Annotated in this window: 18 protein-coding genes and 2 tRNA genes; 7 read left to right on the forward strand and 13 right to left on the reverse strand. The window is 68.2% G+C overall.

Annotated features, from left to right (window positions below; all coding sequences use genetic code 11):
- Window position 1 precedes the first annotated feature (1 nt).
- A complete protein-coding gene (gene nagZ, locus V5F75_RS14705; RefSeq protein WP_394036809.1) occupies window positions 2-1,012 on the reverse strand; it encodes a beta-N-acetylhexosaminidase in 1,011 nt (336 codons plus the stop codon).
- 101 nt (window positions 1,013-1,113) lie between these two features.
- Window positions 1,114-2,343: a peptidoglycan DD-metalloendopeptidase family protein gene (locus V5F75_RS14710; protein ID WP_394036811.1), complete on the reverse strand. Its 1,230-nt coding sequence runs from the start codon at window positions 2,341-2,343 to the stop codon at window positions 1,114-1,116.
- A gap of 229 nt (window positions 2,344-2,572) precedes the next feature.
- Between V5F75_RS14710 and V5F75_RS14715 the strand changes: the two genes are divergently transcribed.
- Both V5F75_RS14715 and V5F75_RS14720 read left to right on the forward strand, forming a co-directional pair.
- Window positions 2,573-3,364 (forward strand): adenosylcobinamide-GDP ribazoletransferase, encoded by a 792-nt coding sequence (locus V5F75_RS14715; RefSeq protein WP_394036813.1) that lies wholly within the window; start codon window positions 2,573-2,575, stop codon window positions 3,362-3,364.
- Window positions 3,365-3,525: 161 nt separating this feature from the next.
- The gene (locus V5F75_RS14720) at window positions 3,526-4,254 is read left to right on the forward strand and encodes a retropepsin-like aspartic protease family protein (protein WP_394036815.1); all 729 of its coding nucleotides are present in this window, start codon (window positions 3,526-3,528) and stop codon (window positions 4,252-4,254) included.
- A gap of 24 nt (window positions 4,255-4,278) precedes the next feature.
- Here V5F75_RS14720 and V5F75_RS14725 read toward each other — a convergent pair whose 3' ends face one another.
- Both V5F75_RS14725 and V5F75_RS14730 read right to left on the reverse strand, forming a co-directional pair.
- Window positions 4,279-5,112, reverse strand: coding sequence for an aldo/keto reductase (locus tag V5F75_RS14725; protein ID WP_394036817.1), 834 nt, complete (start codon window positions 5,110-5,112; stop codon window positions 4,279-4,281).
- Between the two features lie 56 nt (window positions 5,113-5,168).
- Window positions 5,169-6,092: a LysR family transcriptional regulator gene (locus V5F75_RS14730; RefSeq protein ID WP_394036835.1), complete on the reverse strand. Its 924-nt coding sequence runs from the start codon at window positions 6,090-6,092 to the stop codon at window positions 5,169-5,171.
- Window positions 6,093-6,189: 97 nt separating this feature from the next.
- Between V5F75_RS14730 and V5F75_RS14735 the strand changes: the two genes are divergently transcribed.
- Window positions 6,190-6,939, forward strand: a complete 750-nt coding sequence (locus V5F75_RS14735; RefSeq protein ID WP_394036819.1) for a sulfite exporter TauE/SafE family protein — start codon at window positions 6,190-6,192, stop codon at window positions 6,937-6,939.
- 32 nt (window positions 6,940-6,971) lie between these two features.
- On the opposite strand, the gene V5F75_RS14740 is transcribed toward V5F75_RS14735, so the two are convergent.
- From V5F75_RS14740 to mutM, 5 genes are all read right to left on the reverse strand, one after another.
- Window positions 6,972-10,283 carry a hypothetical protein gene (locus tag V5F75_RS14740; RefSeq protein ID WP_394036821.1) on the reverse strand — a complete coding sequence of 1,104 codons (3,312 nt, stop codon included), beginning with the start codon at window positions 10,281-10,283 and terminating at the stop codon, window positions 6,972-6,974.
- A gap of 434 nt (window positions 10,284-10,717) precedes the next feature.
- Window positions 10,718-13,645, reverse strand: coding sequence for an autotransporter family protein (locus tag V5F75_RS14745; RefSeq protein ID WP_394036823.1), 2,928 nt, complete (start codon window positions 13,643-13,645; stop codon window positions 10,718-10,720).
- Between the two features lie 221 nt (window positions 13,646-13,866).
- Window positions 13,867-13,951 (reverse strand) — tRNA-Leu (locus V5F75_RS14750).
- A 207-nt stretch (window positions 13,952-14,158) separates the two neighbouring features.
- Window positions 14,159-14,929, reverse strand: coding sequence for an enoyl-CoA hydratase (locus V5F75_RS14755; RefSeq protein ID WP_394041042.1), 771 nt, complete (start codon window positions 14,927-14,929; stop codon window positions 14,159-14,161).
- Between the two features lie 422 nt (window positions 14,930-15,351).
- Window positions 15,352-16,257: a bifunctional DNA-formamidopyrimidine glycosylase/DNA-(apurinic or apyrimidinic site) lyase gene (gene mutM, locus V5F75_RS14760; RefSeq protein WP_509212090.1), complete on the reverse strand. Its 906-nt coding sequence runs from the start codon at window positions 16,255-16,257 to the stop codon at window positions 15,352-15,354.
- A gap of 439 nt (window positions 16,258-16,696) precedes the next feature.
- On the opposite strand from mutM, the gene V5F75_RS14765 reads away from it, so the two are divergent.
- On the forward strand, window positions 16,697-18,790 hold the full coding sequence (locus tag V5F75_RS14765; protein ID WP_394037269.1) for a methyl-accepting chemotaxis protein: 2,094 nt from the start codon (window positions 16,697-16,699) through the stop codon (window positions 18,788-18,790).
- A 426-nt stretch (window positions 18,791-19,216) separates the two neighbouring features.
- On the opposite strand, the gene V5F75_RS14770 is transcribed toward V5F75_RS14765, so the two are convergent.
- The 3 genes from V5F75_RS14770 to V5F75_RS14780 form a co-directional block, all read right to left on the reverse strand.
- Window positions 19,217-19,292: transfer RNA gene (locus V5F75_RS14770), tRNA-Ile, on the reverse strand.
- A gap of 148 nt (window positions 19,293-19,440) precedes the next feature.
- Window positions 19,441-20,466: a polysaccharide deacetylase family protein gene (locus V5F75_RS14775; RefSeq protein WP_394037271.1), complete on the reverse strand. Its 1,026-nt coding sequence runs from the start codon at window positions 20,464-20,466 to the stop codon at window positions 19,441-19,443.
- 127 nt (window positions 20,467-20,593) lie between these two features.
- The gene (locus V5F75_RS14780) at window positions 20,594-21,016 is read right to left on the reverse strand and encodes a VOC family protein (RefSeq protein ID WP_394037273.1); all 423 of its coding nucleotides are present in this window, start codon (window positions 21,014-21,016) and stop codon (window positions 20,594-20,596) included.
- A gap of 84 nt (window positions 21,017-21,100) precedes the next feature.
- Between V5F75_RS14780 and V5F75_RS14785 the strand changes: the two genes are divergently transcribed.
- The 3 genes from V5F75_RS14785 (at window position 21,101) to V5F75_RS14795 (ending at window position 23,105) form a co-directional block, all read left to right on the forward strand.
- Window positions 21,101-21,871: an SIR2 family NAD-dependent protein deacylase gene (locus tag V5F75_RS14785; RefSeq protein WP_394037275.1), complete on the forward strand. Its 771-nt coding sequence runs from the start codon at window positions 21,101-21,103 to the stop codon at window positions 21,869-21,871.
- A gap of 98 nt (window positions 21,872-21,969) precedes the next feature.
- The gene (locus V5F75_RS14790) at window positions 21,970-22,548 is read left to right on the forward strand and encodes a cold-shock protein (protein WP_394037277.1); all 579 of its coding nucleotides are present in this window, start codon (window positions 21,970-21,972) and stop codon (window positions 22,546-22,548) included.
- 92 nt (window positions 22,549-22,640) lie between these two features.
- Window positions 22,641-23,105 carry a DUF192 domain-containing protein gene (locus V5F75_RS14795; protein ID WP_394037279.1) on the forward strand — a complete coding sequence of 155 codons (465 nt, stop codon included), beginning with the start codon at window positions 22,641-22,643 and terminating at the stop codon, window positions 23,103-23,105.
- Between the two features lie 32 nt (window positions 23,106-23,137).
- Here V5F75_RS14795 and V5F75_RS14800 read toward each other — a convergent pair whose 3' ends face one another.
- Window positions 23,138-23,422, reverse strand: a complete 285-nt coding sequence (locus V5F75_RS14800; RefSeq protein ID WP_394037281.1) for a hypothetical protein — start codon at window positions 23,420-23,422, stop codon at window positions 23,138-23,140.
- Between the last annotated feature and the right edge of the window lie 309 nt (window positions 23,423-23,731).

The following is a 23,731-nucleotide window of genomic DNA, read 5'->3' on the forward strand; positions in this document are numbered from 1 at the left end:
ATCAGGCGGCGGCGATCAGCCGGGCCACCTCGGCCCGCAGCGCGACCGCATCGTGGAGCACACCCGGCCGGCGCAGGGCGAGCGCCCGTCCGGCGCGCTCCGCCGCCTGCCCCTGAAGCACGGGCGCGGCCGCGGCCACCTCCACCATCTCCTCCATCTTGCCGTTGCAGTGCAGCAGCAGGTCGCAGCCGGCGGCGGCGGCATCGACCGCGCGCTGCTCCAGCGTTCCGGCGAGGGCGCCCATGGAAAGATCATCGCTCATGAGCGCGCCCTCAAAGCCGATGGTGCCGCGGATCACCTCCGTCATCACCACCGGCGAGGTGGTGGCGGGCCGCGCGGCGTCGATGTCCGCGTAGACCACGTGGGCGGTCATACCCAGGGGGATATCCCTGAGCGCACGGAAGGCGGCGAAGTCCGCGCCTTCAAGCTCCGCGCGCGGAGCGTGGACGACCGGCAGGCGCTCGTGGCTGTCCACCGGGGCGCGCCCGTGGCCGGGAATGTGCTTCAGCACCGGCAGCACGCCGCCATCCAGCAGACCGTCCGCCGCCGCGCGGGCGAGAGCCGCTACCGCCCCCGGCTCCGTACCGTAGGCCCGGTTGCCGATGATGCCGTGCCCATCCGGATGCCGCAGGTCCACCACCGGCAGGCAGTCCACGTCGATCCCGAGGTCGGAAAGATCCGCCGCGATGGCGCGCGAGTTCAGCCGCGTGGCCTCCAGCGCCACCGCCGGCGCACGCAGGTAGAGCGCGCCGAACGCCTCCGCGGGGGGATATTCCGCCCAGTGCGGGGGCCTCAGGCGCTGCACGCGCCCGCCCTCCTGGTCGATCAGCACCGGGGCCGCCCATCCGGCGGCGTCCCGCATCTCGGCCACCAGGGTGCGCACCTGGTCCGGGCTATCCACGTTGCGGGCGAACAGAATGAAGCCCCAGGGCGCGGCCGAGGAAAAGAAGCGCCGCTCCTCAGGGGAGAGGCGAAGGCCGGCGCAGCCGGCGATGAAGGCCCGTGACGACATGATCTGCCCCTATAAGCGGCCTCGCCGCCCGTCAAGGCGAGGGAGCCCCAAATAAAAAGGCCGGGACGAGCCCGGCCGAGGTGGTTCTGTTGCGGACCGGCTCAGAGCCCGGCCACGTATCGCGCCGGATCGACCGCTGTCGAACCCTTGCGGATCTCAAAGTGAAGCTGGGGGCTCTGCACGCTGCCGCTCTGGCCTGCCTTGGCGATGATCTGGCCGCGCCGCACGGTATCACCGCGCTTGACGTCCAGCTCGCTGGCGTGGGCATAGGCCGTCACGTAGCCGTCGGCGTGCTTGATGAGCACGAGGTTGCCGTAGCCCTTCAGCTCGTTGCCGGCATAGGCCACCACGCCATCCTCGGCGGCACGCACGGAGGTGCCCTCCGGAACGGCGAAATTCACGCCGTCGTTGCGGGCGCCGCCCGGCTTCGGACCGAAGGAGGAAACCACCCGCCCGCGCACCGGGGCGCGGAACTGCGGGCCGCTGCCGGCGGCGCGAGGCGCATCATCGGCCCCGGCATCCGCCACGGCGGTCACCTTGGCGGCGGTCTCGATCTTCGGCTCGGCGACTGCGGCAACCGCCTTGGCCGGCGCAGGCACGGCCGGCGCGGGGGCGGCGGCAGCGGTCTTCATCGGCGCCATCGTGGAGGGCACCGGAGCCGCTGCCACGAGGGTCGGAGCCGGAGCCGACTTGGCAGCGGCGGCCGGCGGGACAGGACGCGCGGAGGCCACGACCGGCGCCGGTGCCGGCATGGTTCCGAGCGTGCCGCCGGCCGGAGCCGCGGGCACCGGCGCACGCGCCACCGTGGCGGCGGCGGCACCCGCCGGGATCACGAGGGACTGGCCCGTGCGCACCGTCATGCCCGGAGCGATATTGTTGGCGGCGCCGAGAGCCGCCGGCGTCACATTGTAGAGGCGCGCCACCGAAGCGAGCGTTTCGCCACCCTGCACCACATGGGTACCGCCGGCCACGCGCGGCGCCGCGGGAGCGGACGGCGGCGTATAGCCCGGCGCCACATAGCTGCCGCCGGTGGCGTAGCCCTCGGCGCCGTAAGGCTGAGCCGGAGCCGAGGCCGCGTAGGAATTGGGCATGCCCGCCGGCGCGGGGGGCGGCAGCGCCGCCGAATCCACCCGTCCGGTGGGTGCCGGACGCAGGGAACCCGTGACGTCCGGAGCGGCGCCCTGAGGCTGGGTGTTGCCGAAATTGAAGTCAGGCAAGCCGGCGAAGCGCGTCGAATCCGAACTGCAACCGGCAACAGTACCGGACATGAGCCCGATCACGGCCAGTCGCGCGACGACGCGGCGCCCCTTGGTCTCGCTGAAATTACGCATGTGACCGTACTCGCACGCAACAGAACTGTCGCCCATTAGAGGCCCCAGGCGTAAATGCGGACTTAAGCCGCCCCTGCGTCAGCGCGGCTTTGCACGGATTTCCGGTCACGTTGCAGATTCGACACAGGTGGTGGCCGGGCCTTGACCCGAAGGCCAAATCAGGCTCCCACATTCCCCCTGTTCCGGGCGGCGCCCCTGCCCCGCCCCCATCCAAGGATGTGGCCCGCAGATGGCGTTGAAGCCGATCGCAGAGGATCTCGTCGCCGCGCTGCGCTTCTACTCGCGCCTGCCGCTGCCGGAATGGGGCGCCGCGCCCCACGCGGCCCCCGACATGAACCGGCTGGCCTATGCCGTGCCCCTGGCGGGGCTGGTGCTCGGCGCCATCGGCGGGCTGGTGCTGCTGGCCGCCACGGGCCTGCGCCTGCCGCCCTATCTCGTCGCTACCCTTGCGGTGACGGTGCTTGTGCTGATCTCCGGCGCTTTGCAGGAGGACGGCCTCGCGGACACCGCGGACGGTTTCGGCGGCGGGCGCGACCGCGCGCACCGCCTCGCCATCATGCGCGACAGCCGGGTCGGCTCCTTCGGTGCCACGGCGCTCGTCCTGGCGTTGATGCTGCGCGTGGGCGCCCTGCTGGCGCTGATCGAGACCAGTGGCGCGCTACGGGCGGCCCTCGCGTTCGCGGCGGCCGCGGCGGCCTCACGCGCTGCCGGCATTCTGCTTCTGCGCGCCCTGCCCTCCGCACGCGCAGACGGCGCATCCGCTTCCGTGGGGCAACCCACACCGAAAGCCGCGCTCACCTGCGGGCTGGTCGCGGCGCTGGTGGTCGTCGTGGTCCTGGTGCCCGCGTTCGGTGTAGGCGCGGCTTTCGCCGGTCTCATCGCACCGTTGCTTGCGCTCGCCGCACTGGGCTGGCTCTCGGCCCGGCTGTTGGGTGGGCAGACCGGGGACGTGGCGGGCGCGACCCAGCAGGCCTGCGAGATCGCCTTTCTCCTGGCGGTGCTCCTCTTCGCGCGGGGCTGAGGGCAGCCGCGCGCCGGCTGTGCACGGACCTCGCCCGCCGCTTGAACGGGAACGCCTCCTGGTCTTCCCTCTCTTCCAGGGCCGGAGCAGCTCACACAGGGAGCCTGCACGCGCCGCGCCCGCACCGCCGCGGTGACGGCGTGCCGAGAATGGGAGCCGCCATGGCCAATCGCAGCGACCGCCTGCTCTGGGTTCTCCTGGTCATCCTCCTCATCGGCCTGGTGGTGCTGGTGGCCCATCACGACCAGGGCGAGGTGGCGGGCCTGGGGCTCGACCAGTTCGGCGCCCTGGTGGCGCTCGGCTCCATCGGCATCTGGATCGGCTGGGGCCTGCTGTCGCGCTTCCACGGCGGGTTTGCCGAGGCGGTGCTCGCGGCCATGTTCTGGCTGCTGGTGGCGGTGCTGCTGGGCGGGGTCTACACTTATCGCGAGCCGCTGAGCGCCTTCGGCCAGCGCCTCATGTCCCAGCTCATGCCGGGCCACGCCCTGACGGTGCGGAGCAGCGGCGAGGTGACGGTGGAGATCGAGCGCAGCGCCGGCGGCGACTTCTCCGTCTCCGCGAGCGTGAATGGCGCGAGCACCGCCATGCTGGTGGACACCGGCGCTTCTTCGGTGGTGCTGACGCAGGAGGCGGCTCGCGCCGCCGGCCTGCCCATCGAGTTTCTCACCTACGACGTGCCGGTGGACACCGCCAACGGCCGGGTGAAGGCCGCCTCGGTGCTGATCGACAACATCATCGTGGGCGGCATCGTGGAGCGGCGGGTGCCGGCGCTGGTCTCCCCCGCCGGCGCGCTCCGCAGCTCTCTGCTGGGCATGACCTTCCTGTCCCGCCTCGAAGCCTTCGAGTTCCGCGGCAGCCGGCTCATCATGCGCGGCGCCCGCGCGCCCTGAGCGCAGCGGGGCGCCACACGGGCGTCAGATCATCTCCAGCTCCGCCTTGCGGGCAGGCGGGGGGAAGTCGCGGTCGATCTCGGCGAGATCTTCCGCGTCGAGCACGATGTCGCGCGCGCGGGCGTTCGCCTCCACATGGGCGATGCGGGTCGCCTTGGGAATGGCGATGACATCCGGCCGCCGCATCACCCAGGCAAGGGCGACCTGGAAGGGGTCCACGCCGTGCTTGCGGGCGATCCGGCCGAGCGCGCCCTCGCGCGGCAGGCGCCCCTGCTCGATGGGGCTGTAGGCCATGGCCGGGATGCCGGCGTCCGACAGCCAGGGCAGGAGATCGAACTCCGGCCCGCGCCGGCTGGGATTGTAGAGAACCTGATTGGCCGCGCAGGCGCCGCCGCCCGCTGTGCGCAGCTCCTCCATGTCGGCCACGTCGAAATTGCTCACGCCCCAGTGGCGGATTTTGCCTGCATGCTGCAATGCCTCGAAGCCGGCGATGGTCTCTTCCAGCGGGTGCTCGCCGCGCCAGTGCAGGAGATAGAGATCGATGCGGTCGGTGCGCAGGCGCCTCAGGCTGCGCTCACAAGCCGCCACGACACCCGCGCGGCTCGCGTTGTGCGGATACACCTTGCTCACCAGGAACACGCCGTTCCGCCGGCCGGTGATGGCCTCGCCCACCACCTCCTCCGCGCCGCCCTCGCCATACATCTCGGCGGTGTCGATGAGATCGATGCCGAGGTCGAGCCCCGCGCGCAGGGCCGCGACCTCGGCGGCACGCTGGTCAGCCCGCTCGCCCATGTACCAGGTGCCCTGCCCCAGGGCGCCGACGGCCTCGCCGCCGGGAAGCTGAACTGTCTTGCGCATCGGCGATCATCCTGTCATCGCGAAGGTCCGCTCCAGAGATAGGACATCCCGTCGATTCACCGAAGCCCCGCGCCGCCGCCCTCACGCCCGCCAGCCACCGGCCCCGCCGCCAGATGCCGAAACAGGCCGCGGGCCGGCGCCGAAAGATCGCCGTCCTCACGTACGCATACGGACAGCTTGCGCGTTGCCCAGGCGTCGCTGAGCCCGAGAACCGCAACCTGCGCGGTGCGCCGGCAGCGGCGCGCCGCCGTCTCCGGCACGATGCCGATTCCCACACCCGCGCCGGCCATCCGGCAGATGCCCTCGAAGGTACGCACTTTCACCCGCATCTTGAGCCGGCGGCCGAGACGCGCGGCCTGCATGTCCAGATGGTCCTGCAGCGCACCGCCGGAGAGGCCGATGAAGTGCTGATCCAGCAGATCGACAAACCCCGTGCGCGCCTGCTCCGCCTGCGGATGAGCGCGCGCCGTCACCACCACCAGGCGGTCCACGGCGAAGGGGCGCAGATCGAGCCCGCGCGCCTCCACGGCATCGGAGAGAATGCCGATCTCCGCATGCCCGGCGGCGATGCTCCGCGCGATCTCCCCGCTTTGCCGCTCCTTCAGCTCCACATCCGCCTGCGGGTGCGCGGCCAGCCAGGGCGCGAGGCGCTCCGGCAGCAGCTCCGTGACGGAGGCGGTGTTGGCCAGCAGGCGGATGGTGGCGCGCAGGCCCCTGGCATATTCCCCAAGCTCCCCGCGCAGGCGCGCCATCTGGTCGAGCACCGCGCGCGCATGGTGGGCGAGTGCCTCGCCCGCCGCCGTGGGCGCCACGCCCCGCCGGCCGCGCGTGAGCAGCAAGACCTCACCCGCGGCCTCCATCTCGCGCAGCCGCTCGCTCGCGGCGGGCAGCGAGAGGCCCGCCTCCGCCGCGCCGTGCGTGATGCTGCCGGCCTCCACCACGGCGAGGAACAGGCGCAAATCCGTGAGATCGAACCGCATGAGAGCAGCATAGCGGCTCATCAGCCTTCGGGCCAGCCGAAGGCAAATGGCGGAATATCCGCATTGTCCCCCGCCAGCGCGCGCCTAGACAGGAGACATGATGGAACTCCCGATATCCCTCATCCCGGCGGTCGCCGGAACCTTCTTCGCCGCCGGCATCGTCAAGGGCATCACCGGCATGGGCCTGCCGACCATGGCGATGGGCATCCTCGGCGCCCTGATCTCGCCGCTCGCAGCCGCGAGCCTGCTGATCGTGCCCTCGTTCATCACCAACGTCTGGCAGCTTTCCGCGGGCCCCGCGCTGCGTCCGCTTCTGCGCCGGCTGTGGCCGATGATGGCGACAATCATTCTCGGAACGCTGCTGGGGTCGTCCTGGCTCGCGGAGGCCCGCGCCGGAACGGCCTCCGCCGCCCTCGGCGCGGCGCTGATCGCCTATTCCGCCTATACGCTCCTCGCGCGCCAGCTCCATGTGCCCCGCCGGGCCGAGCCGTGGCTGTCGCCGCTCATAGGTTTGCTGACGGGCCTCGTGGCTGGCGCCACCGGCGTGTTCGTCCTGCCCGCGGTGCCTTATCTGCAGGCGCTGGCCCTTGAAAAGGACGACCTCGTGCAGGCGCTGGGGCTGTCGTTCACCGTCTCCACCCTCGCCCTGGCCCTGGGCCTCGGGCTGCGCGGCGCCTTTCCCCTGGAACACCTCGCCCCGTCGGCGCTCGCGGTGCTCCCCGCGCTGGCCGGAATGTGGGCCGGCCAGGCCCTGCGACGCGTCCTCAGCCCACGGGCTTTCCGGCGCGGCTTCCTGGCCTGCCTGCTGGCGCTGGGCGCGGACCTGTTGCTGAGGCCGCTCCTCTGAGCGGCCCCGAAAGCCCGTACGAGGCGCCGGCGCTAGACGAGACCACTCGGCGTGATCTTCATCACCATGTCGTTGTAGTCGAAGTCCGAGTGCTGCGCGTAGGTGAGGTCCTCGAAGGCGAAGGTGTTCTCGCCGTACATGCGGATATATTCATACCCGCCAGGGTTGCTGTCCCCGATGAACAGAACGTCGCCATTCTGAGTCAGGAGCACGGGCGCGTAATAGCCATCACTGCCCTGGACGGTCCAATTGGTCTCGAACGAATTGTTGCCGCCGCGCACGACGGTGACGCCGCTGTCGAGGTTGGCCACCAGCGCCGCGCGGAACTCCGTCGTGTCGCCATAGGCCACGCCGCCGACACTCCAGTTGCCGGCGGGATCCACGTTCACGTGCACGAAGCCGAGGGTGTTGGTGTTGGCGCCGCTCCCGGTGATGTCGAGGGTCATCGCCTCCCCGTGGTTGAGATAAAGCAGCGGCTGATCGGTCGCCCTCTGGGTGCCCGCGAGCTGCGCGGCGAGGGAGAGGTTGTTGTCGGTCTCCGCCGTGAGCGAGAAGCCCCCGATCGAGACCGAGGCAGCACCGGAGGCGCCCGCGCTCACCTGCACGTCGGGAGACATATTGATGGCGCCGGAGCCGCTCAGCACCGCGAAATGGAGCTGCAGCCCGTTGCCCAGGTAGACCTGCTGCACGCCGTCCAGCAAATTCGCGCCGGCATCGCTGTAGATGGAGCCGATCTTGCCGAGCGTCGCATCGGTGAGGGTGACATCGGCACCCGTGTGGCCATCGCGGGCCACAAGGTTGCCGGAGGCATCGGTGGCGTAGAGCAGCAGCGTCGCATCATTCGGCAGTGCGGATTGACCGCCGGCGGCCTGGAAGCGGATCCAATTGCCCTGCGCGTCCGGGTGGCTCGAATTGTCGAGAACCAGCGCGTTCCCCCCGCTAGCGCCGAGCCCCAGGGAAGGCAGGGCCACGTTGAGAGTGAGCGTGCTGGAAAGGGGCGTCAGCGGATTGGCGTAGCTGCTGTCTCCCGCCAGGAACTCCTGCATGGTGACGGTGTAGGTGCCGTTCCCCAGTTGCACGTTGGGCGTCACCCATTGGCCGTCGATATCCGCGGTCGCGTTGACGGGGGCGATATTCGAGCCGCCGGTGCCGGAAATGAAGATGCGCGCGATGTTCTCGGCGCCGATCTTGTTGGTGTAGCTCGCGATGGGCGGCGGGCCGCCGTGCGCCGAGTTGTCCGACGAGGACCACCAGAAGGCGGGATTCTCGCCGGTCCACCCGAAGGCCAGCACCCCGGAGGCGGTGGCGGTCGCGGAAACGTTCGTCGTGGTGTTCTGGCCGCTCAATAGCGAGAACACCCCCGTGGACATGTCTCCGACCAGGGGAGACGAGGGCTGCGCCGCGCCCTGCAGCAGCGAGGAGGAGACATTCGTGGTCAGCAGCGAGGGATCGACCGTGGACGTGCCGCTGTAGAGGAAGGAGAGCGAGAAGGTCGGCAGGGTCGCGCCCTCGCCGGTGGGAACGCCGATAAGCGCGAGGCCGTCCACCGCCAGGGCGCCGGCGCTGCTGTCGGGGTTCACGAACTGCGCGCCGCTCCCCGTCTCGGTGGTGGTGGTATAGAGATTGTAGGTCTTGGCCGAGGCGGCGGTGCCGGTGGGATCGTTCACATCATGCACCACCAGCTGGTACCATGCGGTTCCAGATGCCGGCGTCGGCATGTTGTTGATCACCACCGTGCCGGCCGGCTTGTCGGCGCCGGCCGCGCTCGCTGAATAGGTGCCGTCACCGTTCTGCGTGATGGTCCACACATCCCAGAGCGAGCCGTTCACGGTGTTGTTCGCAGCCGAGAGTTCCACCTCCGACCACACGCCGGTCGCGGTCTGGAAGCGGAAGGTGATGCTCGCTTCCGTCTCGTCCAGCACCATGGTCTGATTGGCGAAAGAAAGGGCGATGTTCAGGCCGTTGGTGTTCGCCACCACGGGGGAGAACGTCGCCCCTGAAATATAGTTCGCGATGCTCGGCGTGGTGTAGCCGCTGGGCGTCTCGCTATCGCCATAGATGGTGAGATTGATGTTCCCGACATTGCCGGAGCCGTCATAAAGCGACACCAGGGGCCCGCCCTGGCTGTAGTGGCTCATCAGATTGTCGGAATAATTCGATCCATATGAATTTGAATTCAGGAAGAAAACTTCAGAATAATGATCCATATACAGCGGGGTTCCGCCCCCTGCCAGGGAGCGACCGAAAGCGTAGGTGGGATCCCAATTGATGTTGGTGTTGAGATTGACCGGCGTCGTGACCGCGCTATTCGGCGACGCACCTTCAACATTATAATAGCCGGCGGAAAATCCAGTAAGAAACTGGGTAAAGACCGTTCCCCACTGATTGTTGGCGCCGGTGTTCATCGCCTCGGAGCCGGAATGCAGGATGGTATAAGGCGTCTGCGCATCCGGGCTAGAATAGACGTAGGCATCGCCAAGGGTCGAATAAATGCTGTTGGCGAGTTGTGCCGGCGAGATCTGGATGTAGCCCTTGACCTGACTGTCCGCGGTCGGAGAAAGCCAGAAGGTGCCGGTGGTGCCGTCGATATTCTGGTGGGTGGCGTCCCAGCTCAGCGTGTAAGCGTAGTAAGCGGCGTTGTGATAGACGTTGTTCCCGTCCGGCGCACCATTGAAGAAGCCGGAGATGGTGATGCCCGGGTTCGCCACCTCAAGGCTCTGGACATAGGCGTTCCAGTCCGAGGCCTGGAAGGCGGTCGCTCCGCTCACCACGGACGTGGCCGGAGCGATGGCCATGCGGTCATCACCATGGAGCGCGCCGGCGGGGTCCGTATAGGTATAGAGAACGCCGCTTGCAGCCGCCCCGAGCTTCGAGAACATCTCCGCGCCGCTGACGGCATAGCTGACGCTCTGGGTGGCGTTGCCGCTCACCGGATAGGCGACGCTCACCTGCATCGGCAGGCCGAAGCCGTTCACCGAGGTGAGGTTGCCGGCATCCCCGCTGCTGTTCAGCAGGGAGAACTCGAAACTGTCGTAACGGAAATTCCAGCTCGCCGCGTTTTGCCAGCTGATGTCGGCTTCCGAGGTGATGAGCGAGGAAAGGTCGTTGCTGTTCCCGGCATCCTGGCTCTGGATCAGAAAATAGACCTTACCGCCTCCCATCTGAGGCAGGTCGATGCTGAATGTGCCGGTCCCGCCCTGAAGCGCTCCGTTTTCCACCAGATCCGTGAAATGCGCCGCGCCGCTCGTGTCGAAATAGACCGCGTAGGCCCAGACGCCATTCGGCGTTCCACTGGTGAGCGTTCCTTGAAGCGTCGACGTGAGATTGAGCGTGAGCGTGGTCATCGCAGGTCCAGGCGGCGCACGGGCATTCCGCGCCACCCCTCTCGCCTCGAGGCCAGCGCAAACGTGGCCGTAACTCTAGATGCGACTCATGACGGGTCAATCTCGTTTCGTGGAAAGGGCCAAATTTCTTAACGAAAGCCTAAACATGCCTGCGCGCGGAACGAGCCTGCCGGACACCGGCAACCTCCGCGATGCACGCCGTCAGGGAATGCCGGAAGTCGGCCGAAGCCAAAGGAAACCCCGGCCATGCCTCCCGTCATTTCAGCTTTCGCCCCCCTGCCCGCTTGAGGCCGCCAAAGCTACATGGCAACACGCGAGAAAGGAGAGCGAGCGAGCCGGAACCGACGCCGATAGCATCCGCTCATGAGCACCCGGCGGAGCGTCACCGCCGATCCTCTTCCAGCGAACCCGCGCCCGTTTCGCTTGAAAACGCCCTAGAAGCGCCACCTCAGATTGGCCTGCACGGCGTTCACGGTGACGCTGTCGGCGAATTGGCCAACGTAGGACAGGCCGATCCGCGCCTGTTCGCTGATGCGCAGATCGGAGCCTACCTCGACCAAAGCGGCGTTCTCCGCGAGCGGCACGCCGGCCACGGTGAAATCTGTTCCCGGCATGCTGAGGAAGGACATCCGCGCCTCGGGCGAGGTGTCGCCGAACGCATACTGCCAGGTGGCCGAGGCGTGGGGCTCGAGCGCCATGCCGCCGGGAAGCTCCATCGTCGTGGCCACGCGCAGGCCGAGCGAGGAATAGCCGACGTCCATTGAGCCGGAGGACCCGCTCAGCCCCGCGGAGGCGCCGGTCTCGGTGAAGCCGTTGGTGCCGACATGGACATAGGCCAAGCCGGCGAATGGCTCGATCGCAAGCTTTTGCAGGGCGAAGCTATAGCCGACTTCCGCAAATACCTGCCCCGTGCCGCCGTCATAATTGGCATTCGCCTGCTGGAAAAAGCCGGGAGCGGCGATGGTGCGCTCGGCATCGATCTGGTTGAACGCGTAGGCGCCCCCGAGCCGCAGGCTCCAGGGGCCGGAGCCGGTGCCGGCATAAAGCGCCAGGATGAGGCTATCCGTATCGGACGAGCTCGCCAGCGCATCCATGGTGGCGCTGGAGTGCGAATAGCCCAAGGCCGCGCCGACCAGCCAGTCGCCGATCTTCACGTCCGCGCCGGAGATGATGCCGCCGATGGACGCGTCGACGCTCGCGAGGCCGGAGCCGCCATCGTCATTGCTCCAGCCGCCGAACGCCTGGGCCCAGATGGTGCCGCTGAACGCCGGCTCGGGCGTGGCCAGTGCGTTGGTCGGGAACGGCGTGGCGGGTGTCGCCTGCGCGGCATAGGCGAGCGCCGGCCCGCCATAGCCCAGCGCCGCCGTTGCGCCCGCGTCACCCGCATGGGAACTCTGGCGCAGGCGCCCGAGCAGGGCCTGCCGGCTGTAGAAACTGTCGCCGACCAGAACGGACCGCGCGCTGGCATAGGCCTCGCCGGAAAGCGCGCCGAGCGCGCCGGGCAGCTGGTCGGACGTCAGACTGTAGAGCGGGTCCAGCGCGTCGGGGAGGCGCGTCAGCATGCCGCCCGTCGTCGTATTGATGACGCTGTCGAGGGCGGCGCCGACCACGCGCTGGTTCCGCGTCATGTTCGGCAGGCCGGCGAGATCGGCGGCTAGGCTCATCGTCACCCGGGTCGGGGCATAATCGAGTGTCGCCTCGAACAGGGCCGGCAGGCCGGCGGTGGCGAAGGTGTCGAACGTTCCGCTGATCCCCTGTGTCGCGCCGATGAGCGTGTAGGTCTGCGCGAGGTTCGATGTCAGGAAGGAGGCCGTCAGCGTGCCGGCGAGCCGCGCGGTCCCTGTCACACCCATCCCATCGTTGCCGTTATCGGTCACCCGCACGGCGAGCGTGCCGGCCTGGGTCTGCACGAAGGTGCCGCTGATGTGGTGGACGACCGGGATCCCCGTACCGGTAATGCCGATCCATCCGCTGTTCTCGAACCGCTTCTGAGGCCCCTCGGTCGCGGCGATCCGGCCATCGATGATGCCCGTGTTGACGATCACGGCGCCGAAGCTGTCGGACCCTGTGCGCAGGGCGTCGGCGATCGCGGGGGCCTGCAGGGTGCCGGAGTTCAGCAGGGTGCCGTAAAGGCCGTGCATCTCGACCGCCGCGCCGAGGACGCCGGTGGCGACGATGGTGCCGGAATTGGTCAGGACGCCATAGGTCTCGCCGCGGATGCCGATGCCGCCCCTGCCGCTCGCCTGGATGGTGCCACTGTTGACGATGTCGTCACCCTTGCGGCCAAAGAGAGCGGCGGCATTGTCGGCGCCGAATGTCAGCGTGCCCGTGTTGCGGATCGGGTTGTACATGCCCGGAATGGTGGCGAGATAGCCGTTGATGCCGTTGCCGTCGACATAGATGCCGACGACATGGTCGCCATAGGCGGAGTTGGACGAAACGACGGCGCCGGGGATGTTAATGTCGTACCAGGTCACCCGGCCATCGGCATCCACATGCATCACCGCCGGGTGCACGACGCCGTCGGCGGTCACCCAGTTGGCGACGAGATTGTATTCCCCGCTCCGGCCGGCGCCGGTTATGCCCTCGAAATGCGTGGCGACGGCGCCGGGATGGTCGTAGGTGGCATAGGTGCCGGTGGCCTGATCGTAGATGTAGCCGTGCTCCGCATGGAGCCCCCCGCCCACCATCACCGCTCCATAGCCGCCGGCGATCTTGTCGCCATAGATGCCGTAGGCCGTGGTGCTGACGGCGCCGGGAATGTTATTGGTGGTGTAGGTGCCGGTATTGATGTTGTAGATGAAGGCGTTGCCGGTCGCGAGCCGGGTATCGTAATTGCCGACCACCTGGTCGCCGAACGTGCTGTGCGCGATGGTATAGAGCGTGCCTGAGCCGGGATAGACCAGGGTCGTGATCTGCTGCCCCGGCGCCTGCGCGCCATCGTAGAGATAGCTGCGGTCGTAGGGTGCGGAGGCCGCGGTCTGGTAGCTGCCGACCACGCGCAGGACTCCGCCGGGATTGCCGAAGCTCGGCCCATAGGGGGAAGAGCCGATGGCACCGGGGAAGTTCGCGCCGTTCGCGGTGGCTTCCGGCATGGGCGACCACGCCTGCGTCGTCATGTTGTAGTAAAGGCCGCCGGTCTCGCCTGTGCCGGGAATAGTATAATTGCCGACGATATTGTCACCGCGAATGCCGGTGAGAAACGTGTTGTTCGTTCCGAAATTCAGCGTCTGGTAGAGGGTCGGCCGCTCCGACTCCAAAGGCTCGGCCTGCGCCGCCTGCGCAAGACCGCCAACGCCGAGACCGATTACAAGAAGCTTGCGGGCCTGCGACACACCGAGAAAAACCAGCCGAATCTTCATGCCCTGCCCCGTAACCCCGTATTGGGGCTAATCTAAAATTATCTTCGGCAAGGCAAAATGGTGATGACGTTTTTTGGTCGCATTTTCAACGGGCAGGCACGATTGAAGCCCTGACCACGATCATAGCCCGCGACAAGCATGAATTCGACATGACGCCGACGCGTCGATTGCTTGATGTGCTTGAGCTTTCAGATGCTCTCAGACCGTTGCGGGAGAGCAAATGGTGCCCAGGAGAGGACTCGAACCTCCACGGCTTTCACCACTGGTACCTGAAACCAGCGCGTCTACCAATTCCGCCACCTGGGCTCCCTGTGCAGGGAGCGCGACAGATACGGGGGGTGGCTGGGCTTGTCAACACGGCCATGGGCGCGGTCGCGAAGAAATCCCCTTGTCCACAGGCCCGGCCCCGCCCGGTGCCGGGCAAGGCCCGCGCGGCGCGCGAGGGTGCGCGCCGCGCGGAGAAGGATGAGCCCGGCCGGCGGCCGTCCCGGCGGGCACGGGCCTGGCCCGGCCTCAGCGGCGGAAGTTCGGCGGGCGCTTCTCGATGAAGGCGCTCATGCCCTCCTTCTGGTGCTCCAGCGCGAACATGGCCTGGAACACCCGGCGCTCGAAGCGGATGCCCTCCGCCAGCGTCGTCTCATAGGCCCGGTTCACGCTCTCCTTGGTCTGCATCGCCACCGTCGTCGACATGTCGGCGATGGTCTTGGCCACGGCGAGCGCCTCGCCCACCAGGTCCGCCGCCGGCACCACGCGCGAGACCAGGCCCGCCCGCTCCGCCTCGGCCGCCCCCATCAGGCGGCCGGTGAGGCACATCTCCATGGCCTTCGACTTGCCCACGAACCGCGTCAGCCGCTGGGTGCCGCCCGCCCCCGGCATCACCCCGAGCTTGATTTCCGGCTGGCCGAACTTGGCGGTGTCCGCCGCCAGGATGAAGTCGCACATCATGGCCAGCTCGCAGCCCCCGCCCAGCGCGAACCCCGCCACCGCCGCGATCACCGGCTTGCGCACCCGCGACAGGCGCTCCCACGAGGTGATGAAGTCGTCGTCATAGCTCGCGGGGTAGGTGAGCGCGTGCATCTCCTTGATGTCGGCGCCGGCGGCGAACGCCTTCTCCGAGCCGGTGATGACGATGCAGCCGATGTCCGCGTCCGCCTCGAACGCGTCGAGCACCACGTTGAGCTCGCCGATGAGATCGGAATTGAGCGCGTTCAGCGCCTGCGGCCGGTTGAGCCGGATCAGCCCCACGCGATCGTGCCGCTCCACAAGCAGTGTCTCGAATGACATTCCCATCTCTCCCCGTCGCCGCCCGGTGCGGGCGGATTCGTTCAGCCTCAAGGCGTGCGGGACAGGTCTAGAGCATTTTCAGGCGAAGTGGATTCCGGTTTGCGCGAAGAAAACGCGTGATCTCCGGAATCCGGGGCGGTCGCCGCAGGCCAGTGCGCGCGGGACATGCCCTGGAGCGTTTCCCCGCCTGATGGAATCAGCCAGAGGCGATGGCTTTCCGGATTGGCGCGCATTCTTCACGCGCGCCGGATTGCGCCGCGCTCGAAACCGCGCGTGCACGCAGAGCCGGAGGCAACGCCGCCCTAGCCGGCGATGCCCTTCTGCGTCATGGGGCTGGCGGGCGCCGCGGCGGGCCGGCGGGGCCCCTGCGCGCGGCCCGTGCTCCGGAGCCTTCCGAAAGGCGGCGCGACCGGCCGGCGCCCTCAGCGCTGGCACACCGGACAGAAAAAGGTGGAGCGCCCGCCCTGCACGATGCGCTGGATGGTGCCCTTGCAGCGCAGGGTGGGGCAGCGCTCGCCCTCCCGGTCATAGACCCGGAAATTGTGCTGGAAGTAGCCGAGCGCCCCGTCCACCTGCCGGTGGTCCTTCAGCGAGGAGCCGCCCGCCTGGATCGCCTCGCGCAGCACATCGCGGATGGCGCCCACCAGCCGCTCGGCCCGCAGCGTCGGCCCGCCCTCCCGCGTGGCCAGGGTGTGCGCCGCCCGCCGCGGCGAAAGCCCGGCCCGGTGCAGCGCCTCGCACACATAGATATTGCCCAGCCCCGCCACCAGCTTCTGGTCCAGCAGCGCCGACTTCAGGCAGGTGTGCCGCCGCGCGCAGGCCTGCGCCAGATAGGCGGCGTTGAAGCTGTTGCCCAGCGGCTCCGGCCCCAGCCCCTGCAGCAGCGGGTGGCTCTCCAGCCGGTCGTAGGGCACGATCAGGATGGCGCCGAACCGGCGCGGGTCGTTGAAGGTGACGGTGACCCCGCCGGCCAGGTGCAGCACCACATGGTCGTGCCGCCCGGCCGCCCCGCGCGGATGGTGGAACACGCCGGGCTTCTCCTTGACCTCCCCCTTGGTGCCCCCCTGGGCCCCGGCGCCGTCCACCCGGATGGAGCCGGACATGCCGAGGTGCATGATCATCACCTCGCCGCCGGAGAGGTCCGCCAGCAGGTATTTCGCCCGCCGGCCGAGCGCCTCCACCTTCCGCCCGGCGAGGCGCGCGGCGAAGTTCTCCGGCAGCGGCCAGCGCAGATCCGGACGGCGCGCCTCCGCGCTTTCGATCACGGCGCCCTGCAGGACGGGCAAGAGGCCGCGGCGGACGGTTTCCACCTCGGGCAGTTCAGGCATCTGGTCTCGGCTCGCCGGTGCCGCCCGAAGGCGCGCGATTCATTCACTAGCCCTTCAGAATCCGCCACCCCGACCCACCGCGCAAGGTCCAATCAGGCCCCCTCCGCCTTTTCCGCATGCGGGGTGCATGGGCAGAATCGGAACCTCAACGAGAAACGCGCGCCGAAGGCGCTCTGGGATGCTCACGCCACCCGGCGCCGCTGCCGCCGGGATGAAGGCAGGAGCCACAGCTCCGCCGCTCCGGCCACGTCAGGGCGCCGGCAGTTCGGCCGGCGCCGAGGCGCTGAAGCTGGCGGCAGGGCGGCGCAGCCTCGCAGGTCGGGGAAGGCGGCTGAAGTACCGCTCCAAGGGATGGTGGCAGGCTTGCCGCGGGTGGGCAGGAGGCAAGCTCCATGACAGCCCGACCTCATACCTGAATATCCGGATGGGGAGATGGGGCATGCACTTTTCGATCAAGACGACGTTGATCGTCCTGTTCTCGACGATCGCCGCGATTCTGGCGGCCATCAGCATCAGTTCGCTCATCTCCGCATACGGCCGAAACCAGAGCGCCGACGCCGCGGTTAGCTATGTGCTCGCCGACCAGGGCCTGTTCGGCGCGTATTCCGCCTACCGGGTGGAGCGCGCGGATGTGGGCTCGGCCCTGCCGCTGCCTGCGGACAAGGCGCAGCCGGTCATCACCAAGATGATGGAGCGCCGCGCGACCGCGGACAAAGGCCTTGGTACAGCCATCGAGGAGCTGAATGCGCTCGGCGCGCCGGCGGCGCGCGCGGTGGCGGAGCGCCTGCGCACTGCCATTTCCGCCATCAATCGGCAGCGCTCGGAGGTCGACGCCGCGCTTCGGCTCCCGGTGGAAGCCCGAGACCCCAAGCTCGCTGGCCGCGTGATGACGGAATCCCTTTCCATTTTGAGCCAGCTCGAGCAGGCCACGTTCGAGGTGGAGCGCGAGATCCGCCGGCTGGAGCCCAGCCTGCTGCGCTTCATCGTGCTGCGCGTCGCCGCCGGCAATGCGCGCGTGGCGGCCGGCGACGCCTCGGTCATCATCAGCGCGGCGCTGCGCAACAAGACCCCCTTCTCGACCGCCAACAGCCTCGCCGTCGCCGCCCAGAACGCCAAGGTGCAGGTGGCGTGGAGCGAGGTGACGTCCATGGCCGACGCCTCCGACATACCGGCGGCGCTGAAGACGGCCATCACCAACGCGGAGCAGATCTATTTCTCGGGCGACATGAGCGCCCTGCGCCAAAAGCTGGTCGAGGAACTGTCCGCGGGCACGATCCCCAGCATCGACACCGAGGTCTGGCGGTCCAAGTCCATCTCCTCCCTGGAAAGCCTGGCCGCCGTGGGCCTGGCCGCGATGGACAGCCTCGCCGACGAAGCGGACGGCATCGCCGCGCATTCCTGGTACATGCTGCTGTCTTTTGCCGGCCTGCTGGTGCTGGCGCTGGGCGTGGGCGTGGTGGGCCTTGTGGTGGTCATCGGCCGGGTGACGCGCCCCATCTCCCACCTCACCCTCGCGATGGAGCAGCTCGCCGGCGGGCACCTCTCCATCGAGATCCCCGACACCCATCGCCGCGACGAGATCGGCGGCATGGCGAAGGCATTGCTTGTCTTCAAGGAGGAGATGGCGCGCAACGCCGCGCTCGAAGCGGAAGCCGGAGCAGCCCGCAAGAGAGCGGAAGCCGAGCGCCGCGAGAGCATGCTGAAGCTCGCGGGAGATTTCGAAAATGTGGTGGGCGCCATCATCGGGGGCGTCGCTTCGGCATCCAGCCAGATGCACGGCACCGCCCGCGCCATGGCGGAAGCCGCGCGCCGCACCTCCGAGCAGTCCACCGCCGTCGCCGCCGCCGCCGAGCAGGCATCCACCAATGTGGTAATGGTCGCGTCTTCCGCCGAGGAGCTGGGCTCCTCCGTGGACGAGATCGGCCGCCAGGTGCAGCAATCCGCACAGATGTCCCATGTGGCCGTCACCGAGGCGGAGAAGACCGGCAAGGTCATCCAGGACCTCGCCCAGGCCGCCTCGCGGATCGGCGATGTGGTGGGCCTCATCTCCAGCATCGCCGGGCAGACCAATCTGCTCGCGCTCAACGCCACCATCGAGGCGGCACGCGCCGGCGACGCCGGCAAGGGGTTCGCCGTGGTCGCCTCCGAGGTGAAGGCGCTCGCCACCCAGACGGCGAAGGCGACAGAGGACATCGAGAGCCAGATCAGCGCGATCCAGGCCAGCACCAAGCACGCCGTGCAGGTCATCGAGAGCGTCGGCAGCCAGATCCGCAATATGAACGACGTCGCGTCCAGCATCTCGGCCGCGGTGGAGGAACAGGGCGTCGCGACGCGTGAGATCGCCCGCAACGTCGATCAGGCCGCCACCGGGACCAACACGGTCAGCGCGCACATCTCGAAGGTCGCGCAAACCGCTGACGAGACCGGTGCCTCCGCCAGCCACGTGCTCTCCGCCGCCGCCGCGCTGTCCGATCAGGCGACCCGGCTCGAGGCCGAGATGCAGCGCTTTCTGCAGACCATCCGCACGTCATAAGTGGCGCGACAGCGCCGAACAAAACCCGCCGATTGCTCGGAAGTACATGATTGCGGCGGCGAGGCGCCGCAGGCGGTTGATCCGGGTGAAAGCGCGCTCCACCACTCAACACTGCTTGCGGAGATCGCCGGAGCTGTCGATGCCGCGGCCGGTCGATCTCCCCGGCAAGGTTCGGGCATTCCAGCCTGTGGCAACCGCGAGGCTGTGGCAACCGCGAGGCTGTGGCCTCGGCCAAGACGGGTTTCAATGCCGCCGCATGGATGGCGGAAGATGGCGCGGACATGAAGGGGGTCGCCACCAGCGGCGCGCCGACATCCGATCTTGCGCAGACTGCCAAGCGATTTTGCGCGCGGCAGCTTTGACCATCAACCCGACCGCGTTTTGGCGGTCCATAAATATGGCGCAGATATAACCCACTGAAATCACTGGTGGGCCCGGAGGGACTCGAACCCCCAACCAGACCGTTATGAGCGGTCAGCTCTAACCATTGAGCTACAGGCCCCGCGTCCCGGCCACACATGGCGCGACGCTGATTCCAGGGTCATTGGTCTAGCAACCTTCCGCGGCGCGAACAACCGCGCCGGAAGCGACGAAAAAAGGGCGCGCCGGCCGGCACGCCCCTGACTTCACGGATGCCGGATGAGTACCGCTCAATAAAGAGCGCCGGTCCGGGTGTTGCCGGTGCTCTGAGCGGACCGGTTGGAGCCGCTCGCGGAAGCCTGGGGCTTGGCCGGCTTCTGCTGCGGCTTCTGCACCTGCTTCTTCGGGTCCTTGTGCGTGGGCTTGGCCGCCAGGGCCGCCGCCGGCCGCGGGGCGAGCGGCTTGTCCATGGCGATCAGCTCGGAGATGGTGCCGAACTTGTAGCCCTTGGCGATCAGGTCATCGAGCACGTGCTCCATGGCATCCACCGTGGTGGGGTAGATGTCGTGCGAGAGCACGATGGCGCCCGGCTTCACCTGCTTCATGATCTCATCATAGACGAGCTTGGAATCGCGGTGCTTCCAGTCCAGCGGATCCACCGACCAGTTCACGACGGTGAGGCCGAAGGCATCCTCCATGTGGTCGCGCAGCGCGGGCTTCATGGAGCCGTAGGGCGGGCGCAGGTAGCGCGGCTTCTTGCCCGTCACCTCCTCCACAAGGGCGGAGGTGTCGCCCACCTGCTTGTCGGCGGCGGCCGCCGGAATGCGGGTGAGCTGCGGGTGGCTCCACGAATGGTTGCCGATCTCGTGGCCTTCGTCGGCGATCATCTTCAGCACCTCGGGGTGCTTGGCCGCCATGTTGCCGAGCACGAAGAAGGTGGCCTTGATGCCGCGCGCCTTCAGCATGGCCAGCAGCCGGGGCGTCGTCTCCGGGCTGGGGCCGTCGTCGAAGGTGAGGGCGATATAGGGCTGGTCCACGTTGAAGGAGCGATAGATCATGCCCTTCTGCGGGCCGGCGGACGCCTGCGGGGCGGGGGCGGCAGCCACGTGCGTGGGGATGGAGCCCGTCACAGCCGGGGCCGCCAGCGGCGCCGCGCCGGCCGCCGGCACGGCAGCCACCGCAGCGGCCTGAATGACCGGCGGAGGGGCGGCATTGGCAGCCTCCCGCGCCGGCAGCAGCGCCGGCACGAAGGCGTAGCCGGCGCCGCCAATGACGCCGAGCGCCAGAAGTCCAGAAGCGAACAGGAGCGGTTTCACGGCGTGGGCATCCCGAGCTGGTGCATCTTATGATGGCACACCTTGGCGCCCCTTCATGGATAAATCGTGAAGCTGCGCCACTTTCCAGCACCCGGAAGCCCGCCGCCTCAACCGCCTACCGCCGGCCTCACCACTTGCCGGTGTTGGGCATGGAGACCCAGGGCTCCGCCGGCGCCTTCGCGCCGCCCTTCTGGAGCAGCTCGACGGAAATGTTGTCGGGAGAGCGGATGAAGGCCATGTAGCCGTCGCGCGGGGGGCGGTTGATGGTGATGCCGGCGGCCTGGAGCTTCGTGCAAGTGGCGTAGATATCCTCCACCTCGAAGGCGAGATGGCCGAAATTGCGGCCCTCGCCGTAGGCTTCCTTGTCCCAGTTGTAGGTCAGCTCCACCTCGGCGACATCGGCCTGGCCGGGGGCCGCGAGATAAACCAGAGTGAAGCGGCCCTGCGGGTACTCCTTGCGCCGCACCTCCTCAAGCCCCAGCTTGTTGCAGTAGAAATCCAGCGACTGGTCGAGATCGGTCACGCGGACCATGGTGTGCAGGAAGCGCATCGCTCAGCTCTCGCTCTTGGCAAAACGGCGCCGGCCCCCCGGCGCCGCAGGAAAGGGCGCCGGCGAACCCGGCGCTGTTCAATTATGACTTTCGACGCTGATCTCAAGGGTGCCCAGGCTCAGCTCGCCCGCTGGCTCGACGAGGCCCGCTGCGCCGTGGCCTTCACGGGCGCGGGCATTTCCACCGAATGCGGCATTCCCGATTTCCGTTCGCCCGGCGGCCTTTGGACCCAGAACAAGCCCATCCCCTTCGATGCCTTCCTGGCCATGCAGGAGGCGCGCGACGAGGCGTGGCGCCGCAAGTTCGCCATGGAAGCGGCGTTCGCCGGCGCCAAACCGGGGCGCGGGCACATCGCCCTCGCCCGCCTGCTGGAACAGGGCAAGCTCGACGGCATCATCACCCAGAATATCGATGGCCTGCACCAGGCATCGGGGGTGCCGGACGCCGACCTCATCGAGCTCCACGGCAACGGCACCTACGCCACCTGCCTTGAATGCGGGACGCGCTTCGAGCTCGACTGGGTGAAGGCGCGATTCGATGCGGCGGGCGGCATCGCGCCCGCCTGCCCCCATTGCGGAGGCCCCATCAAGGCCGCCACCATCTCCTTCGGCCAGTCCATGCCCGAGCGGGAGATGCGACGCGCGGACGCGCTCACGCGCGAGAGCGACCTGTTCATCGTCATCGGTTCCTCGCTGGTGGTGTTCCCCGCCGCGCAATTTCCCTTGCAGGCCAAGGACAACGGCGCCCGCCTCGTGATCGTGAACCGCGAGCCCACCGATTTCGACCATCTCGCGGACATGGTGGTGCACCACGATATCGGAGACGTGTTCGCCCCTTTCGCGCGCAATGCGTGAAGAAGGGTGTGCGAACGGTAGCGGAGTTGCTATCTTGAACATCGGCAGAGCCAAGCGCGCATGCGCCGATGTCGGGGAACTCAGGGGTCGGGGAACGGATGGGGTCTGACGCGCTGAGATTGGGGCCACAGGCAGCCGGGATCATGAACGAGGGGACCGAGGAGCCCGTCGGGCTCGAGGAAGTCTGCGGTGCCATCAAATGGTTCGACGCGTCCAAGGGCTATGGCTTCATTGTCCCGGACGATGGCGGGCCGGATGTGCTGGTCCATGTCACCTGCCTGCGGCGGGATGGCTTCCATACGGCCATCGAAGGCGCGCGCGTGGTGTGCGAGGCGGTGCGCCGAGCGAAGGGCCGGCAGGCCTTCCGCGTGCTCTCCCTCGATCTCTCCACAGCGGTGCACCCCGTTCCGCAGCCGGCGCGCGTGCGGGTGGAGATCGAGGCCAGGGAAGGCTTCGAGCGCGCGGTGGTGAAGTGGTTCAACCGGCTGCGCGGCTTCGGCTTCCTCACCCAGGGCGACGGCACGCCTGATATCTTCGTGCACATGGAGACCCTGCGCCTCCACGGCCTCACTGAGCTTCGCCCCGGCCAGAGCGTGCTGGTGCGCTACGGCGACGGGCCGAAAGGCCTGATGGCGGCAGAGGTCAAGGCCGATGCCGGCACCAGCGGGAATCACTGATGATCTGTTCATTCGCCGCGCAGCGTGCGCCCCGGCGCGCGCCGGCCACACCTTCCCGTGCTTTCGCTGCCGCAAAGACTTTCCGGCGCCTGATGGCAGCCGCGCTCATCGCGCTGGCGGCGCCGCCGGCAGCGGTCGTGCTGGCGCCGGCGCTGCGCGCCACGGCGGCCGCCATGTCGGTGGAGCCCATGGAGATCTCCACCAAGGCCGGCGTCGTGGTGCTGGAGGTGGAGGTGGCCGAGACCGACGCCGAGCGCACCACCGGCCTCATGTACCGCAAGTCCCTGCCCGATCATCACGGGATGCTGTTCGACTTCAAGGTGGACCAGCCGGTCTACATGTGGATGAAGAACACCTACATCCCGCTCGACATGCTGTTCATCCGCTCCGACGGCACCATCGCCCGCATCGCAGCCATGACCACGCCCCTCTCCACCCAGACCATCTCCTCAGGCGAGCCGGTGCGCGCGGTGGTGGAGATCGCGGGCGGCACGGCCAAGACCCTCGGCATCGCACCCGGTGACCGGGTGGCTCACCGCATCTTCCAGCAGAAGTAAGGCTGGCGCGCCGGCCACGCCGGGCGCCCCCTTCACCGGCGGCTCGCGGAATTGCCCGCCTGGGTGAAGAACTGCTCCGCATACCAGCGCATCTCCGCCTCCACGTCCGGCTTTCCGGCCAATTCGCACTGGTCCACCAGGGTGCTCACGCGCTCGAACATGGCGGCCACGTAGCTGTCCGGGTCCGGCTGCGCCTGGGCGATCTGAATCACCAGGTCGCGCATGATGAAGTGCTGCACCATGGAGCGCGCCTGCTCCACCGCCACCGCCTTGATGAGCCCGTTGAGCCACTCCAGGTTCTGATCCTCGGCAGACATCTCTTCTCCCTTTACCGTGCCGCACATAATGCAGCGCAGCAAAATACGACGAAAACCCGACAACACAGCTTCCTTATTTGTTGCCGGATAGCAACATCTTTGACGTTTCTTTGCGCAGTCCACTTGTCGCGGGGGAATGCGCATGGTGCCGGAAACGTGAAAGCCTTATAAACAGGCTCGCTTCGGCTTCAAGGAACCCGGATCGGGCTTTCCGGCTCTCCTCGAAGGTCTGGCGCGGCATTCCGGCGGGCTCCCCGCCCGCGCCGCCCGGCCGTGACACGCTGCCGCGAGCATTCCTCATTGCCACCC

This window comes from Xanthobacter albus (assembly GCF_043194895.2).
Classification (GTDB): domain Bacteria; phylum Pseudomonadota; class Alphaproteobacteria; order Rhizobiales; family Xanthobacteraceae; genus Xanthobacter.

Bases quoted from the DNA above. Each gene is read 5' to 3' on its own strand.
- V5F75_RS14755 (WP_394041042.1), bottom strand. From the start codon at position 14,929: ATGTCATTCGAGACACTGCTTGTGGAGCGGCACGATCGCGTGGGGCTG.
- V5F75_RS14710 (WP_394036811.1), bottom strand. From the start codon at position 2,343: ATGCGTAATTTCAGCGAGACCAAGGGGCGCCGCGTCGTCGCGCGACTG.
- V5F75_RS14730 (WP_394036835.1), bottom strand. From the start codon at position 6,092: ATGCGGTTCGATCTCACGGATTTGCGCCTGTTCCTCGCCGTGGTGGAG.
- mutM (WP_509212090.1), bottom strand. From the start codon at position 16,257: ATGCCTGAACTGCCCGAGGTGGAAACCGTCCGCCGCGGCCTCTTGCCC.
- V5F75_RS14740 (WP_394036821.1), bottom strand. From the start codon at position 10,283: ATGACCACGCTCACGCTCAATCTCACGTCGACGCTTCAAGGAACGCTC.
- V5F75_RS14800 (WP_394037281.1), bottom strand. From the start codon at position 23,422: ATGTCTGCCGAGGATCAGAACCTGGAGTGGCTCAACGGGCTCATCAAG.
- V5F75_RS14780 (WP_394037273.1), bottom strand. From the start codon at position 21,016: ATGCGCTTCCTGCACACCATGGTCCGCGTGACCGATCTCGACCAGTCG.
- V5F75_RS14715 (WP_394036813.1), top strand. From the start codon at position 2,573: ATGGCGTTGAAGCCGATCGCAGAGGATCTCGTCGCCGCGCTGCGCTTC.
- nagZ (WP_394036809.1), bottom strand. From the start codon at position 1,012: ATGTCGTCACGGGCCTTCATCGCCGGCTGCGCCGGCCTTCGCCTCTCC.
- V5F75_RS14720 (WP_394036815.1), top strand. From the start codon at position 3,526: ATGGCCAATCGCAGCGACCGCCTGCTCTGGGTTCTCCTGGTCATCCTC.
- V5F75_RS14765 (WP_394037269.1), top strand. From the start codon at position 16,697: ATGCACTTTTCGATCAAGACGACGTTGATCGTCCTGTTCTCGACGATC.
- V5F75_RS14790 (WP_394037277.1), top strand. From the start codon at position 21,970: ATGGGGTCTGACGCGCTGAGATTGGGGCCACAGGCAGCCGGGATCATG.
- V5F75_RS14735 (WP_394036819.1), top strand. From the start codon at position 6,190: ATGATGGAACTCCCGATATCCCTCATCCCGGCGGTCGCCGGAACCTTC.
- V5F75_RS14795 (WP_394037279.1), top strand. From the start codon at position 22,641: ATGGCAGCCGCGCTCATCGCGCTGGCGGCGCCGCCGGCAGCGGTCGTG.
- V5F75_RS14745 (WP_394036823.1), bottom strand. From the start codon at position 13,645: ATGAAGATTCGGCTGGTTTTTCTCGGTGTGTCGCAGGCCCGCAAGCTT.
- V5F75_RS14785 (WP_394037275.1), top strand. From the start codon at position 21,101: ATGACTTTCGACGCTGATCTCAAGGGTGCCCAGGCTCAGCTCGCCCGC.
- V5F75_RS14725 (WP_394036817.1), bottom strand. From the start codon at position 5,112: ATGCGCAAGACAGTTCAGCTTCCCGGCGGCGAGGCCGTCGGCGCCCTG.